This is a genomic window from Mammaliicoccus sp. J-M41 (assembly GCF_022385935.1).
In the GTDB taxonomy this organism is placed as follows: domain Bacteria; phylum Bacillota; class Bacilli; order Staphylococcales; family Staphylococcaceae; genus Mammaliicoccus; species Mammaliicoccus sciuri_A.
On record NZ_JAJNIR010000001.1, the window covers coordinates 126,577 to 141,894 of the forward strand.

Genomic DNA, 15,318 nt, shown 5'->3' on the forward strand with positions numbered 1-15,318 from the left:
TTAACCAATGTAAATTGTAGGTTAACAATTATTTTATAAACATGAAATAGCACCATATAGAGCTGAATCATTTCCCTTTGAAGTGACTTCAATTTTGGCATGACCATAATCAGTTGGTAAATAATCATCGATAAATGGTTCAATCAATGATAGGAGTCTTTCTTCTTGTTTAGAAATACCTCCGCCAATAAGTATTATTTCTGGATCAAACATAATTTGAACCTGCGCAATACCTTCTGCAACATGATTAGCCCATTGATTAAGGATGTCTTGAGCTTTTTCATCATTTTGATACGCCAAATCAAATAATTTCTCAACTTGCATATCTTCTTTATAATTGGCACTAATTAGTCTTTTTAAAGCTGTCGTAGATCCTCTATCTTCATATGTTGTATTCGTTTCTTTGTCATAAAGTAAATAGCCTATTTCACATGCTCTATACTTTTTACCTTCTAATAATTGATTTTCATAATATGCGCCACCAATACCCGTACCAATCGTCATTAAAAATATCGATTGAACTTCTCTATCAAACGTTAACAATTCCCCAAGTAACGCGCATGATACATCATTATTAACCGCTACTTTACCAGCAATATGTGCTAATGATTGCTTAAAATTTGTACCATTATAATATGGTATGGTAGGGCCAGCATATGTAATTTCACCTTTATGTGAATCAACGACACCTGCTGTAGAAATACCAACTTCAGGTTTATTTAAGTTAAATTCTTTTGTATATGATTCAACGATGCCTTTAACCGCTTCAACAATACCACCATCTTTATTATGTGGTGTTTCAATTTTTTGATAACTATGTATTGTGTGGTGGTCATCAATTGCGCCAGCTTTAATAAATGTGCCACCTATATCAATTGCAATTTTCATAATATCCTCCTAAATAGACAAATGTGTGGTCATAAGTTCTTTAGCTAATTGCACATCTTTGTTGGCAATTGCTTCGATAATTTTCTTATGCATTTCATTCGTTTGAATATAATTAATTTCTTTCCCCTCTTCTTCAATATGATAGAAGTAAGACTGAATAACAGAGCTTAATTGTTCAAATAATACATTTCCTGTAGTACTTAATAACGTTTGATGAAATGCTTTATCATTCTCATAATGATTGATAACATCTTCATTTACAATTGCTTTTAAATCACTGATATCCTTATCCAATTTAACGATTTCTTCAATAGCTGCACATTCAAAAATAATTCTCAATGACAGTAAATCATTTTTCGAACCATTTGCGACTTGAAAACTAAATAGAAATCCTTCAACTAAACTAGAGATATCCGGTGCTTTGATTACCGTTCCTCTTCCTTGAACCGTTTCGATCACACCTGTATGTTCGAGATAACTCAAAGCTTCTCTTACAACTGAACGACTCACGCCATACATTTCAGTAAAAGCACGTTCTGTCGGTAAGCGATCCCCTTCTGTCATGCCTTTATCCAAAATATATTGTTTAATTTCTTGTAATACTTGCGACTTCAAACTTTGGACTTCAATCTTATCTAATTTACCCATCATTTTTGCTCCAATTCTTCTATCCACTCAACGACTCTAGACAGATGTTTATTAATAATGTCATGTGCTAAAGTTAAATTTTGTTTCTCAATTGCTTCTATTAAATCAGCATGTTCTTTGTAAGATTTTTCTATATCTTCTTTATCAACAATTTGATTAAACTGGTTCTTATCAAAATACTCTTTAATAACTTTACTCATCGTGATTAATGTTTGATTTTCAGTAAAGATAATAATCGTTTCATGAAAGGCTGAATCATAGTGCGCGAATTTTTGAGATTTGTTGAAAGACTCATAATAAATATCATTCAAATCTCTTAGTTTTTTTGCATCAATCACGATTTTATTTTCTATTAAAAGACGTATCGCACCAAGTTCTAATATTTTACGCACTTCCAGTAATTCTTTAATTTTAAAACCATGCACTTTCATATGTGACTCAAAAAGCATTGATAAATGTTTATTCTTCTCTGTAATAAACATGCCACTTCCTGATTTAACTTGAATGAGACCACTTTGCTGCAAGCGACTAATCGCTTCTCTCACAACAGTGCGACTCACCCCCAATTGTTCCACAAGCATTTTCTCTGAAGGTAGTTTATCTCCATTATCAAATTGATGTTCTGCTATATATTCTTTTAATTTTTCAACAGCCACATCAACGAGTGATGTTCGTTTCATCATTTTACCTACCTCCTCTTAATTATTTATTTTATCATAAGTGATGTATCAAATAATAAAACGATTGACAGAAGAATATGTATTCGCTTACAATGTGATTATAAATTGGTCTGACAATATTATCAATTAATAAATATAAAGGAGTTTTTTAAATGAAAGGATTATATTCTGCATTACTCGTACCATTTGATGAGGAAGGCAATATTTTAGAATCAGGTTTAAGACAAATCATTCGCCAAAATATCGATAAACAACAAGTAGATGGTTTATATGTAAATGGTAGTTCTGGTGAAAATTTCTTAATGAATACTGAACAGAAGAAGAAAGTCTTTGAAATTGTTAAAGACGAAGTAGGATCAGACGCTAAATTAATCGCACAAGTTGGTGCATTAGATTTAAACGAATCAATTGAATTAGGTAAATTTGCTACAGAATTAGGTTATGACGCGTTATCAGCTGTAACACCATTTTATTACCCATTCAAATTCGAAGAGATTAAGTATTACTACAATGCCATCATTGAAGCTACTGGAAATGAAATGATCATTTATTCAATTCCAGCATTAACTGGTGTTAACTTATCTATACAACAATTTGAAGAACTTTTCGAAAATGAAAAAATCATCGGTATTAAATATACTGCTGCTGACTTCTACTTATTAGAAAGAATTAGAAAAGCATTCCCAGACAAATTAATACTTTCTGGCTTTGATGAAATGCTTATTCAAGCTGCTGTGTCAGGTGTAGATGGTGCGATTGGTTCAACTTATAACATCAATGGACAACGCGCTAGACAAATCTTTAATTTAGCTAAAGAAGGCAATATTGAACAAGCATATGAAATTCAACATGAAACAAACGATATTATTGAGCAAGTATTAGCTTTAGGTATTTACCCTACTTTGAAAGCTGTACTAAATGAAAATGGTATTGAGGGTGGTACAACTAAACGACCACTCGCGCCATTAGATGAAGCATCACTCCAAAAAGTTAAAGAACTTGTTTCTAAATACAATTTATAATTATTTGATGTACAAAGGGGATGTCATATTATGAATGAAGTAGGATTTGGTACAGGAAACTGGATTGCATTAATTTTATATTTAATTGCAACGTTATTAGTAGGTGTATATTTTACAAAAAGAGCTGGTCAAGATACAGACGCGTTCTTCAAAGCAAAAGGTAGAGTCCCTGCATGGGCGGTTGGATTCTCAATCTATGCGACAACTTTAAGTGCGATTACTTATATGGGAACACCAGAAAGAGCATTTAATACAGACTGGTCTTATGCAGCAGGAAATATCGCCATTATCGCGATTATTCCATTACTGATTTATTTCTATATTCCATTCTTCAGAAAGCTTGATGTAACAACTGCTTATGAATATTTGGAAGAACGATTTGGTATCACAATGCGTGTTATTGGATCTCTAGCATTTACATTATTCCATATTGGTCGTGTCGCGATTGTTATTTATTTACCAACATTAGCAATCACTTCCGTTTCAGATATTAACCCATATTTAATCGCAGCATTAGTTGGATTATTATGTGTTATCTATACGTTTATGGGCGGTATAGAAGGGGTTATTTGGAGCGACGTTATTCAAGGTATTATCTTATTAGGTGGTGCTGTTGCCGTTATCTTCTTAGGTGCTTTCCAAATTGATGGGAACTTCGGTACAGTGTTAAATGAAGCTGTACAAGATAAAAAGTTTTTCTCAATGGATAACTGGAAATTCGGTACTGCTGCCGCTGCAATTCCAATTATATTTATTGGTTCTATCTTTAATAACTTACATCAATACACTGCCAGCCAAGATATCGTTCAACGTTATCAAACAACTGGTTCAATATCATCAACAAACAAATCATTATGGACTAACGGTTTATTAGCATTTATTACAATCCCTATCTTCTACGGAATGGGAACTGTGTTGTATTCCTTCTATAATAATGTTACATCTTTACCAGAAGGATTTAATACTTCAGCTATCGTACCTTATTTCATACTGACACAAATTCCACCATTTGTTGGCGGATTATTAATCGCTGCTATATTTGCAGCAGCACAATCAACAATTTCTTCAAGCTTGAACTCAATTTCAGCATGTGTGGTTGTCGATTTAAAACAAAGATTTTCTAAAACAAATAACACGAAAAATGATGTATTATTAGCAAGAATCATCATTATTCTTGCAGGTGTCTTCAGTACGTTGGCATCATTATACTTAATTAATCAAAAAACAAACGAAACATGGGATTTATTCTTACTTGTAACAGGACTATTCGGTGTACCAATTGCCGGCGTGTTTGCAGTAGGTATATTTACTAAAAAAGCCAATACTTATGGTGTTATCATCGGACTAATCGTCGCAGCAATCGTTTCTTACTTTGTAGGAAAAACAGATATCACACCATTTACAGTATCCGTTATCGGTTTCTTTATCGCATTTATTGTAGGTTACTTAGCAAGCTTACCATTCGCGAAACACAACAAGAATATCGTAGGCTTAACCATTCATACAATTAACGATCAATACGTGAAAGAAACAAAATAATGAACTATATAAAAAGCAGGGACATCGGCGTCCCTGCTTTTTATTTTTGTTGCATAATGTATAATCTTTGTTAATCTTCTTTATGAACTTCCCCTAATTCTAATTCCTTTCTAAGTGCACGTTGTAAAGTCTGACTAAAGTTAATTTTCTTTTTTTTGCCTAACTCTACCATATATTTTGGGAGAGTTACCATTTTATTGACCGTCTTATTCTCTTCACGTAACCTCACAATATTTGTGTCTACTTTAACTAGCTGAAGTTGTTGCTGACTTTTTAAATTTCTTGCAAGATCATGATAGTTAGTAGGATTAGGAATATAATCATGGTCATCCTCCATTACTAATAAATGACCTCCTAGAGCATCAGAAGCCATATCAATAGCATCCTCTATATTTTCACCAAAAGTATTAGCACCAGGCAAATCAGGAAATGAAACATTGTAAAATTTATCTTCTTTTTCTATTAAGGCATAAAAATGGTATTTCATATCATCCACTCCTATTATATTACTTCTATTGTTATCTCATTTTTACTTATATTACATCACCACTAAAACATATGTTTAAACATATGTAAATTTTTAAGACAATAAAAAAGCAGAGACTTACGTCCCTGCTTTTTATATTCTGATAATGAGAATCGGTGTTATAGCATTTGCTATTGATTATTCAGCTTTTTTAAGAATTTCATCTTTTAAGTATTTACGTTGCATTTCTAATGAATATGGATCGTTATACCAGAATGTTTGTGCATCAATTTCGATGACTTTGTCATTTTTAACTGCTGGAATTGATTTCCATGATTCAGTTTTAGTGAATTCTGGTTTTGCTTGTCCTTTTGTTACTGGTAAGAATAAGTAATCTCCTGAATATTTTTCAATTTCTTCTTGAGAGATTTTTTTCCAACCGTCTTTTTTAACATCTTTTTCAATGCTTTCTGGCATTGCTAAACCGAATGCTTGGTATAATACTTCTGTTCCTCTACCCCAGTTTTCACCGTAAGTATAGATGTCTTTTTGGAATGCTTCAATAACTGATACTGTAGTATCTTCGCCGATTTTATCTCTAATTTCTTTCCCGTCTTTAGAAGTTTCTTTCTTCCATTTTTCTACCCATTTTTTTGCTTTATCTTCTTTACCAACTAATTTACCTAATTCTACTTGCATGTCTAAGTAATTGTGTTTTGCATAGTCGTAAGGAATTGTTGGAGCGATTTTCTCATATTTCTTTAAGTTTTTATCTGCGTTATATGTAATGATTAAGTCTGGTTTTAATTTAGCTACTTGTTCAACGTTGTCTTCACTAACTTTTTCAATACCTTTAATTCTATCTTTAAGTATTGGTGTTTGATCTGTAGAAGCTGGTACACCCACAGGTTTAACACCTAAGTGTAATAAGCCACCAACGTAAGATGGTGCTAATACAACAATACGTTTAGGGTTTTTCGGGATATCTATTTTTTTACCGTCGTCTAATTTATAACTTACTGTATCTTTACTTGATTTTGTTTTACTGTTGCTCTCTTTCTCATCAGATTTATTGACACAAGCAGCAACAACTAATGCTAAAGCCATAATAAGCACTAAAAGTTTCTTCATAATTATCCTCCCAATTGATAATGACTCTCATTTTCATCTTTGTCTATTATATAACCCTTCAATGTATATAGCAATAGAATTTTTAAATTTATATAACTTTTTTATTCTATTTTACAATAATAATGATGTATGCAAATACAACAAAAAAATACCGATAAAAGACGTTACGTCATTTTATCGATATTTTAATATTATGATTTATTTTTACTTGGTAAAGTTTTAACAAAAGTGAATAATACAACAGTTTGGAAGAATAACATGATGCAAAGACCAATGCGAATATAGAAATGATCAACCATCCAAATTGAAAAGCCTACTACGATATATACACTTATAAGCATTTCGAATTTTTTCTTTAAAGTGTACCCTCTATATTTTTGAAAATCTTCTACATATTCTTTATAAACTTTTGTGCTTACTAACCAACTATGGAATTTATCTGAACTTTTAGCAAAACAAAATACTGCTAATAAAATAAAGGGTGTTGTAGGTAATAACGGCAATACAGCGCCAGCAAATCCTAATATAGTAGCAAGTATACCAACTGATATTAATACAAATTTCATGCGGAAACCTCACTTTTAACTCATTATGTTCATTATAAGAACGCATATTATAAAATTGCAAGTAAAACATTTCAACTTATTGTTTAATAATTTATCAAATGCTAAAATTAATTAATTAATTAATTAATTAACATCTTTTAGAATCGAGGGGCTTATAAGTGCAAAACAAACAACTAAAAGGTACTTTATTAGTGATGCTTGGCGCTACTTTTTGGGGATTAGGTGGAACGGTTACTGAAAAGTTATTTACAGAATATCATTTACCCGTTTCATTATTTGTAGCAGAAAGATTAATATTAAGTGGATTTTTTCTTTTGCTCATTGCAAAATTAATTCAGAAACATCCTTTAACAAATATATTTAGAGTCAAACATTCATTATTTCAATTGATCATCTATGCTTTATTCGGCATGTTAGGTGTGCAATACACTTTTATGGCGACCATTGATAAAGGTAATGTTGCCATCGCTACTTTGTTACAATTTTTAGCACCAGTCGTCATATTACTTTATTTACTGATCACTAGAAAAAGTAAATTTAGAATAACAGATATCATCATTATTGTGTGTTCACTATTTGGAACGAACTTATTACTAACAAATGGTGATTATGCCACATTATCAGTCCCCCCAAATGCTATCGTATGGGGATTATTAACAGCTTGTGCAGCTGCTTTTTATACTGTATATGCTGTTAAATTATTTTTAAATTGGCCATCTCTTGTTGTTATCGGTTGGTCAATGTTTATCGGCGGTATTGCACTTTCAATTATCAACTTAGACTTCTCATTTCCTTGGCATTTATTAGATGTTCAAGGTGTGATTTATTTCATCTTTGTGATCACTTTCGGAACGATGTTTGCTTTTTGGATGTATTTAGAAAGCGTGAAATATATTAGCCCTCAAACAACTGCATTATTTGGTGTGCTTGAACCCGTAACAGCAGTTATATCTTCAGTTCTATGGTTAAAAGTACCATTTGGATTGTGGCAACTTATCGGCATGATTGTCATCTTGGTTGTCGTATTATATATGTCAGTAGGCATGAAACCAAGACGTAAAAAACGTAAAAAAGTCATACAAACAGATCAATTATAATAAAAAAATTGGGTTGAGACATGATGTTATGTCCCATCCCAATCTTTTTATTGATGTTTACTTCTTTCTTCTCTAGCTTTTTTAGCTAATTTTGTAATGGTTACATCATCCATCGGTGGATTGTGTAAGCCAGCTCTTATATCTCTATAATAGCGTTGTAACGGTCTTTCCATTTGTAGACTTTTCGCACCTACAATTCTCATTGCTATATCAATAATTTTAATAGAGTGATTAACAACAACATGTTTAGCTGCACCTAATTCAACATCTATAACTGCATCTGTTATAGAAGGATTTAAATATTTATTGATTACACTATATATATAATGTCTTGCAGTCGTTAATTCTAATTCCATCTGACCAATGTTTTGTTGAACAGCTGGAATATCAGCAATCACGCCATCGATACTTCCTGGACTATATTCATTCGCAAAATCAACAGCATAATCTCGTGCTGCTTGCCCAATACCTAAGTATACTGCTGGAATATGTAAATTCCATGGATTGATATTATTGCCTCTTGGACCATTCACAACTTCTACTAAGTATTTCTCATGAACTTTAACATCATCTAACACTAAATCATGACTTTCAGTAGCACGCATACCTACCATATTCCAGTTCTCTGCTATTGATAAACCTTCAGATTCTCTTGGTATTAAAAAGAAACCGAGTGCTTCTTTTTCAGGTACATATGCACCAACAAGAAAATGCGTTAACCTTTGACTCATTGTTGTAAATGTCTTAACACCATTTATAATGTAATGGTCTCCATCACGATCAGCATGTGTACTTGGACGTGCGCCTCGAGTTGGGCTGCCAGTTTCCGCTTCACTTACAGCTCTATTAACAATCGCACCATTTAATACTTCTTCAGCAAATTCATCTAATAAATCTTGCGTCCATAATTTTTCTTGATAAATTTGACCAACTACACCCATATGCCAACCAATGGCTAATGCCGTCGCACCATCAATTCTACCTAGTGTTTCTTGGAATAAAATGATATCTTCTGGTGTCGCATCTTCACCACCATATGATTTAGGAAGTACAATTTTCGTATAGCCTTCATCTATTAACCAATTAATATTTTCATATGGAAATTCTGAATTTAAGTCATTTTTTTCAGCGTGTTTTTGTAATGACGCTTTATGATTTTCTATTTTATTAACCCATTTTTGTTGGAATTCATTCTTAATAAATAAATCTCTACTCATCGTGTCCACACTCCTTAATATCACTTTATCATTGTATTTATTTGCTTTCAATATATATCCGAGCATACCAATAAGTTTTTATAAAAAACAGGCAATACTGAAATTCACGATTGGTATCAGTATGTGCCTGTATAAAATTAATAATTAATATGACTCTCCAAGTTCATTGAAGTCTTGGTCATTGTATTTTTCTTCATCCAATTGTCCTGTAATTTTAGCAGTAGCTGTACCTGCTAACATTGAATCATTAACATTCAATGCTGTTCTACCCATATCGATTAATGGTTCAACTGAAATTAATACCCCTGCTAAAGCAATAGGTAAATTCAATGTTGAAAGTACGAGTATAGCGGCAAATGTCGCACCGCCACCTACACCTGCTACACCAAATGAACTGATGACTACAACGCCGATTACAGATAAGATAAACGGTAAATCAATATCAATACCTGCACTTGGTGCAATCATCATAGCTAACATCGCTGGATATATGCCCGCACAGCCATTTTGTCCGATTGATAAACCAAATGAACCTGCAAAGTTAGCAATACCTTCTGGAACACCTAGTCTAGTTGTTTGTGTTTGAACATTTAAAGGTAACGTTCCTGCACTTGATCTAGACGTAAACGCGAATAGTAACGTTTCACTAGCTTTTTTAACATAAGTAGCTGGGTTTAAACCAACAACAGATACTAAGATTAAATGGATGATGAACATTGTAATTAATGCTGCATAAGATGCGACAACAAACTTACCTAATGTCCAAACTGCTTCAAAGTTACTTGTCATCACCGTTTTAGTCATAATCGCTAAAATCCCGTAAGGTGTTAATCTTAATACAAAAGTAACAATTCCCATAACTAAGGCATAAATTGCATCAATACCTCTTTTGATTAAGTTACCTTTTTCTGGTTCTTTTCTCATCACACGTAAGAAACTAAATCCAACAAATCCGGCAAATATAACAATCGCAATTGTTGAAGTACCTCTAGCACCTGTGAAATCTAAGAAAGGATTTGCAGGTAACAATTCAAGAATTTGTGATGGTAAATTATTAGCCGCCATATCTTTAGAAGTTTGTTCTATTTCTTGACCACGACTATTTTCCACACTACCTAAATCTATTTGTGATGCATCTAAATTGAATAGCATCGCATAAATAATACCAACTAAAGCTGCAACAGCAACCGTTCCTAATAAGAATGTAAATATCCAAGCACCAGCTTTAGCAAAGTTTTGACCAATTGTTATTTTAGTAAATGCTGAAACAATTGATATAAAGATAAGTGGCATAACGATCATTTGTAATAGTTTTACATAACCAGTACCTACAATATCAAACCATGAAGCTGTCGACTCTGTTACTTTAGAATCTACACCGTAAATAAGATGTAAAGCTAAACCAAACACAATCCCTATTCCTAAACCAATAAGAACACGTTTAGAGAACTTTACATGTTTCTTATTTAAATAACCTAATAAACCAATAAATAATAAGAAAACAATAATATTAATGACTACCCAAAGTGTTTCCATTAAAGGACCTCCCAAAAACATTTAATTCCGATACATTAAATAAGAATACACTTTAAAAATATGTTTTGCAATACGTTTTTCTTATTCTAAAATTTCAGATAAATATAATCGAAAAAACATACTAAGATCATTGTTACAATAATCTTAGTATGTTTTAAATTATGATGATTTTTTGAATTACGGTTGGCTTCTTCACAATACAAGACTGTCTTCAAATGTCCAAGATTTATCGGTTAAGATATTTCTATAGAATGGATCTTTACCGATTAACTTAATTTCATCTGCTAAGCTTTCGACTTCATCTAAATGGTGAGTTGTTAATATAATGAGTCTTGTTGTTTTTAAATGGTTTAACAATTTATGAATATCAAATCTGGATTTCAAATCAATGCCTACTGTTGGTTCATCTAAAATTAATATACTTGGATTTCCGAGCAGTCCGATTAATAAATTAACTTTACGTTTTGTACCACCAGAAAGAGAAGAGATTTTTGCTTTTCTTTCATATAAATTTAACTGATTACAATAATCTTCTATTAGTTCTGAAGATATAGGTTGTTTATTTAATGCTTTAAAAAATTCTATATTTTCATTTACTGTCATATGTTCAAATAATGCAATGTCTTGAGGTATATAACCTATGATTTCTTTGATTTTTTTATTGTTTAACTTTTTTCCAAAATAACGGATATCCCCGCTATCTGGATTTTCTAATGCTGTAATCATTCTTAGTAATGTCGACTTACCTGCACCATTTTCCCCTAATAATACAGTAAGTGTTTTATCTTTAAATGTTGTATTAAAGTCATGGAAAATTTTTTTATCTTTATACTTCTTTGATAAATGCTCTATTGTAATCATGTATACACCTCCTAAACTTGAAAAAACAAATAAAGACAACTTATTGCGATAGACCATATGATAGACATAAATAATTTATGACTAAGCGTATTTATTTTAAATAAGAATATGCTTAAGACACTTTCATATATAATCAATGTCATCAATAAGACTAAATAAAATACGATGCTTAATGACCATGATAATAGTAAGCTCGTGATAACTACAATCGCGAATAATAATATGACATGACTCAATATATAATACGTATATAATTTTAATTTGGTTCCACTAAACATCATGAGTCGCTCTAGTGCAGCATTTTGTTTCAGTCGTTGATGCAATACAATTTGACTACAACTTACAATTAATAGTAATGCAACATATACTGCTGCACCAATCGAAACATCTGAATGTTTTTGAACTGCATGGTGTTCCATTTTAGAGTGAGGTGTATTTTTAATATACGCTTTTTTAATTTTTTGCATCGATACATCTTGTTTAGATTTCTTTAAATGATCTTCAATAATGACGGGTATTTGTTGTTTGTATAAAGCTTTACTCGTCACTTCTAAAGCAATTTCTCCAATGAAATCATCTTTGTAATATAACGGAATGCTATCACGCAAACGATTTTCTTTTAACCGTTCACTAAAATCATCAGGTATTTGTAAGCTTACGATTGCTTGCTTTTTTTGAATGACATCATCAATATATGCCTCATTCTTTGATAAATGTATAACTTCTAAATATTTTGTTTGCTCTAAAGTGTGCACTAGCTCTTTTGAAGATTGAGATTCATCCAAATCTTGAACAGCTATTGGCATTTTAAATAATTGATTGCTAGATGCTTGAACACCTACAATGATCAATATTGTTATTAACAGCAATGCCACTAAAGTTACATATTGTTTCCATTGCTTTTTAACAACTAAATGAAAGATTGATTTCATCGGCGATACCTCCAATACAAAGCAGAGATCACTAATACAAACATTATACCTAAATGCCAATAATACATTGGATGCGTGTCAATGATGTAATTATTTAAAAGTAATTCTACTAGTTGATTAAAAACAATTGAAAACGGTAATGCCTCAATCATTCCTGCACTCAAACTTTTCAAATAAATGATTGGAATCACAGTACCAGATAACAATAATATTACTAACGTTAATAAAACTTTGAACAAATAATTTAATATATTTCTAAACGCAATATCAATAAAGAGAAAAACTAAAAATATCATGACTAAATAATAAGCAATATCTAAGCTAATTTGCCAAATATTATACATTTCGAATTCTGGTTTAAGAAAATGTATGATGACCCATAAACCAAGTATGCTCCAAAGCGTTGTATAGAAAAGACTAAACACACCTCTTACAATTGTTAACTTTTCATAAGAGAAATGATACATACTTAATCGTTCTTTTAATGCATCTTTTTGATTCATTTTTAAAATGCTAAAAATTGAAAAGAAAAAGAAAAAGATAGATACAAAATAAGTTGAAATTGTGTAATAGCCGAACGTATCAAATACTTTGATAGGCTCATCATTAAAGGATCCGCTTCTATTTAACCCAGTAAATAACATATCCGTCATCATCGTTAACAATTCATTTTCGGATGCACTAGGATAAAGAGATGTATATGACATAGCCCCCCCCATCGACAACATTAAACGGCTATAGACCGAATCTGTTAGCTGTAAAATAATAATACTTTCAACTGATTGTTTATCATATGTATTCACAACTATTGGTAACTCACCATTTTTATAAAATGCTTTTGTCATGCCATCTTTAAAGACAAAGTAGCCATCTATTTTCTTTTTTGATAATAGTTGTCGTGCTTTCTCTTCATTATAATGTTTAATAGACAAATCATTTCCGAGTGATTGCCCATCGCCTATCGCATTTAAAATTAACTTTGTTTCTTTAGATTGGTCTTTATCTACGATTCCAATCGTAAACGCCTGATCTTTTTCGTTTACTTGGTTAACCCCAATCATAACGGCCAACACAGCTAAAAATAATAATAAAATATATGCAATCAAATACCACTTTTTAATTAAAAAAGAGTGGTATATGTTGAACAATTTTATTGTCGACATATAACCACTCCTCTCTAATTATTGAATATCTTTTGCAAGATCTTCTCCTAAATCTTGTAGCTTATCTTCTATTTCTTTTGTTAAATCATCAACTTCTGAATCTGATAATGTATTAAAGTCAATCGCGCCATCTTTCTTGAATTTAATGTCTTTTTTCAGTTCAGTTTTACCATCCATAATTAATTTAATATTTTCACCATTCACATCGAAATCAACATTTAATTTTTGTTTTTGTTGATTGTTTTTAGTGTCTGTTGTTAAATTATGGTCGTAATTTAAATCGAAGCTTTGACCGCTAGATGGTGCAATCGTCACTTTACCTTTATCTGTACGTTTGTCTCCATCAACTTTAGATTTATTATCTAATTTTAATGTTGTTGTAGAGTATGAATTTTCATTGATTTCTAAATCATACTTATCGCTAATTTCATCTTTACCAGTTGATTTACCTTTAAGTGTAAGTCCACCGTCTTCACCTGGTGCTGATACTTTATAATCTACTTGAACGCCATCATCGATCACATTTGTACCTTGTATTCTAACTTTTTCATTATCTTTATTTGTAATTGTTAAGTCACGTTTCAAGATTTCTTTACCGTCTACGTAAATGATAGATTTCACTTTAGGATAATTCTTTACATCTTCATCTTTAGCTTTTTTCAATAAATCTTTAATTTCTTTATCGTACTCTTTTACATTACCTTGTTTTTCTACAATGTTTTTAATATCTTCATCTTTTTTAGCTTCTTCAAGAATTGCTACAACGATTTTCTTAGTATCTTTTTCACTTAAGTTCATTGTTACTTTTTTCAATTCTTTTTCATCATCAAAAATCTTAACTTTTTCTTTGTCTTTTTCAAAGTTATCATCATCTAATTGATCAACAAATAAGTCACTATATCTTTTTGAGATTTTGTCGATTTGATCTTGAGAGATTTGAGAGCTTGATAAGATCGTATTTAAATTTAAAGAATCATTTGTGATTTCTTGTCCATCTGTTGAATCTAATGATTCACCAGTAGCTTTTTCGATTCCTTTTTTAATTTCATTATTTTTTACTTTATATATGTCTTTAAATAATGGTGTTTCTAAATATTGATTATTTTTGTCTGCACTCCATTGGAAGTTACCAATCTTGTTGTCTGCAATTGTAGGTTCAATACCTAATTTAGAGTTTTTCGCTTTAGGATCATGCCCAACATTAAAGACAATATTCGTTGAGTCGATAACTGACTTTGGTATGCCTAATTGAGAAACTAATGAATCTGATACTTCTGCTCCAAATTTGAATGATGTTTTATAAGATTCATCTTTCATTTTATCTTGGAATTCAGTTTCGTTTTCAAATCTGTCGTTAAAGTATTCTTTCCAAGATTTTGCTGATTCTTGTTCACTTAATAAATATGTATTCTTTGGCGTATTTGTTAGAAAATAATATGTTGCTGCGCCACCAATTCCTACTATTGCAAGAAAGGCTACTACAATTCCTATAATTAGTAACTTTAATTTAGTAGACATTTAAACACCTCTTTTTAAAATTTATAACCATATCATAACAAATGTTACAACATT

The 15,318-nt window shown here is 31.3% G+C and carries 15 protein-coding genes; 3 read left to right on the forward strand and 12 right to left on the reverse strand.

The window, feature by feature from the left end; all coding sequences use genetic code 11:
* Positions 1–33: 33 nt before the first annotated feature.
* The 3 genes from LQ686_RS00725 to LQ686_RS00735 are packed head-to-tail and all read right to left on the reverse strand — an operon-like array spanning position 34 to position 2,219.
* Positions 34–888, reverse strand: coding sequence for an ROK family protein (locus tag LQ686_RS00725; RefSeq protein WP_103361114.1), 855 nt, complete (start codon positions 886–888; stop codon positions 34–36).
* Between the two features lie 9 nt (positions 889–897).
* Positions 898–1,563: a FadR/GntR family transcriptional regulator gene (locus tag LQ686_RS00730; protein ID WP_232339603.1), complete on the reverse strand. Its 666-nt coding sequence runs from the start codon at positions 1,561–1,563 to the stop codon at positions 898–900.
* Positions 1,536–2,219: a FadR/GntR family transcriptional regulator gene (locus LQ686_RS00735; protein ID WP_103361113.1), complete on the reverse strand. Its 684-nt coding sequence runs from the start codon at positions 2,217–2,219 to the stop codon at positions 1,536–1,538. The genes LQ686_RS00730 and LQ686_RS00735 overlap by 28 nt, the downstream gene beginning before the upstream one ends.
* A 149-nt stretch (positions 2,220–2,368) precedes the next feature.
* Here LQ686_RS00735 and LQ686_RS00740 point away from each other — a divergent pair, with 149 nt between their 5' ends.
* Together LQ686_RS00740 and LQ686_RS00745 are read left to right on the forward strand one after the other, a co-directional pair.
* Complete coding sequence (locus LQ686_RS00740; protein WP_107596420.1) at positions 2,369–3,238, forward strand: N-acetylneuraminate lyase; 870 nt, start codon at positions 2,369–2,371, stop codon at positions 3,236–3,238.
* A gap of 30 nt (positions 3,239–3,268) precedes the next feature.
* Positions 3,269–4,777, forward strand: a complete 1,509-nt coding sequence (locus tag LQ686_RS00745; protein ID WP_119594071.1) for a sodium:solute symporter family protein — start codon at positions 3,269–3,271, stop codon at positions 4,775–4,777.
* Between the two features lie 70 nt (positions 4,778–4,847).
* Here the strand turns inward: LQ686_RS00745 and LQ686_RS00750 are convergent, their stop codons facing one another.
* From LQ686_RS00750 to LQ686_RS00760, 3 genes are all read right to left on the reverse strand, one after another.
* Positions 4,848–5,264, reverse strand: coding sequence for a type II toxin-antitoxin system HicB family antitoxin (locus tag LQ686_RS00750; protein ID WP_107565181.1), 417 nt, complete (start codon positions 5,262–5,264; stop codon positions 4,848–4,850).
* 177 nt (positions 5,265–5,441) lie between these two features.
* On the reverse strand, positions 5,442–6,374 hold the full coding sequence (locus LQ686_RS00755) for an ABC transporter substrate-binding protein (RefSeq protein WP_103361111.1): 933 nt from the start codon (positions 6,372–6,374) through the stop codon (positions 5,442–5,444).
* A gap of 191 nt (positions 6,375–6,565) precedes the next feature.
* Positions 6,566–6,940 carry a YbaN family protein gene (locus LQ686_RS00760; RefSeq protein ID WP_107565180.1) on the reverse strand — a complete coding sequence of 125 codons (375 nt, stop codon included), beginning with the start codon at positions 6,938–6,940 and terminating at the stop codon, positions 6,566–6,568.
* A gap of 158 nt (positions 6,941–7,098) precedes the next feature.
* On the opposite strand from LQ686_RS00760, the gene LQ686_RS00765 reads away from it, so the two are divergent.
* The gene (locus LQ686_RS00765) at positions 7,099–8,037 is read left to right on the forward strand and encodes an EamA family transporter (RefSeq protein ID WP_103362012.1); all 939 of its coding nucleotides are present in this window, start codon (positions 7,099–7,101) and stop codon (positions 8,035–8,037) included.
* Positions 8,038–8,084: 47 nt separating this feature from the next.
* Here LQ686_RS00765 and LQ686_RS00770 read toward each other — a convergent pair whose 3' ends face one another.
* From LQ686_RS00770 to LQ686_RS00795, 6 genes are all read right to left on the reverse strand, one after another.
* Positions 8,085–9,254, reverse strand: a complete 1,170-nt coding sequence (locus tag LQ686_RS00770) for an acyl-CoA dehydrogenase family protein (RefSeq protein ID WP_103362011.1) — start codon at positions 9,252–9,254, stop codon at positions 8,085–8,087.
* A 144-nt stretch (positions 9,255–9,398) separates the two neighbouring features.
* Positions 9,399–10,790, reverse strand: a complete 1,392-nt coding sequence (locus LQ686_RS00775) for an L-cystine transporter (protein ID WP_107565179.1) — start codon at positions 10,788–10,790, stop codon at positions 9,399–9,401.
* Between the two features lie 192 nt (positions 10,791–10,982).
* On the reverse strand, positions 10,983–11,651 hold the full coding sequence (locus LQ686_RS00780) for an ABC transporter ATP-binding protein (protein WP_103362009.1): 669 nt from the start codon (positions 11,649–11,651) through the stop codon (positions 10,983–10,985).
* 11 nt (positions 11,652–11,662) lie between these two features.
* Complete coding sequence (locus LQ686_RS00785) at positions 11,663–12,583, reverse strand: ABC transporter permease (RefSeq protein WP_103362008.1); 921 nt, start codon at positions 12,581–12,583, stop codon at positions 11,663–11,665.
* A complete protein-coding gene (locus tag LQ686_RS00790) occupies positions 12,580–13,746 on the reverse strand; it encodes an ABC transporter permease (protein ID WP_103362007.1) in 1,167 nt (388 codons plus the stop codon). The genes LQ686_RS00785 and LQ686_RS00790 overlap by 4 nt, the downstream gene beginning before the upstream one ends.
* An 18-nt stretch (positions 13,747–13,764) precedes the next feature.
* Complete coding sequence (locus LQ686_RS00795; protein ID WP_119475075.1) at positions 13,765–15,264, reverse strand: DUF6583 family protein; 1,500 nt, start codon at positions 15,262–15,264, stop codon at positions 13,765–13,767.
* Between the last annotated feature and the right edge of the window lie 54 nt (positions 15,265–15,318).

Excerpts from the sequence above, each read along its gene's own strand:
- LQ686_RS00725 (WP_103361114.1), bottom strand. The coding sequence starts at position 888 with ATGAAAATTGCAATTGATATAGGTGGCACATTTATTAAAGCTGGCGCA.
- LQ686_RS00735 (WP_103361113.1), bottom strand. The coding sequence starts at position 2,219 with ATGATGAAACGAACATCACTCGTTGATGTGGCTGTTGAAAAATTAAAA.
- LQ686_RS00740 (WP_107596420.1), top strand. The coding sequence starts at position 2,369 with ATGAAAGGATTATATTCTGCATTACTCGTACCATTTGATGAGGAAGGC.
- LQ686_RS00745 (WP_119594071.1), top strand. The coding sequence starts at position 3,269 with ATGAATGAAGTAGGATTTGGTACAGGAAACTGGATTGCATTAATTTTA.
- LQ686_RS00750 (WP_107565181.1), bottom strand. The coding sequence starts at position 5,264 with ATGAAATACCATTTTTATGCCTTAATAGAAAAAGAAGATAAATTTTAC.
- LQ686_RS00755 (WP_103361111.1), bottom strand. The coding sequence starts at position 6,374 with ATGAAGAAACTTTTAGTGCTTATTATGGCTTTAGCATTAGTTGTTGCT.
- LQ686_RS00760 (WP_107565180.1), bottom strand. The coding sequence starts at position 6,940 with ATGAAATTTGTATTAATATCAGTTGGTATACTTGCTACTATATTAGGA.
- LQ686_RS00770 (WP_103362011.1), bottom strand. The coding sequence starts at position 9,254 with ATGAGTAGAGATTTATTTATTAAGAATGAATTCCAACAAAAATGGGTT.
- LQ686_RS00775 (WP_107565179.1), bottom strand. The coding sequence starts at position 10,790 with ATGGAAACACTTTGGGTAGTCATTAATATTATTGTTTTCTTATTATTT.
- LQ686_RS00780 (WP_103362009.1), bottom strand. The coding sequence starts at position 11,651 with ATGATTACAATAGAGCATTTATCAAAGAAGTATAAAGATAAAAAAATT.
- LQ686_RS00785 (WP_103362008.1), bottom strand. The coding sequence starts at position 12,583 with ATGAAATCAATCTTTCATTTAGTTGTTAAAAAGCAATGGAAACAATAT.
- LQ686_RS00790 (WP_103362007.1), bottom strand. The coding sequence starts at position 13,746 with ATGTCGACAATAAAATTGTTCAACATATACCACTCTTTTTTAATTAAA.
- LQ686_RS00795 (WP_119475075.1), bottom strand. The coding sequence starts at position 15,264 with ATGTCTACTAAATTAAAGTTACTAATTATAGGAATTGTAGTAGCCTTT.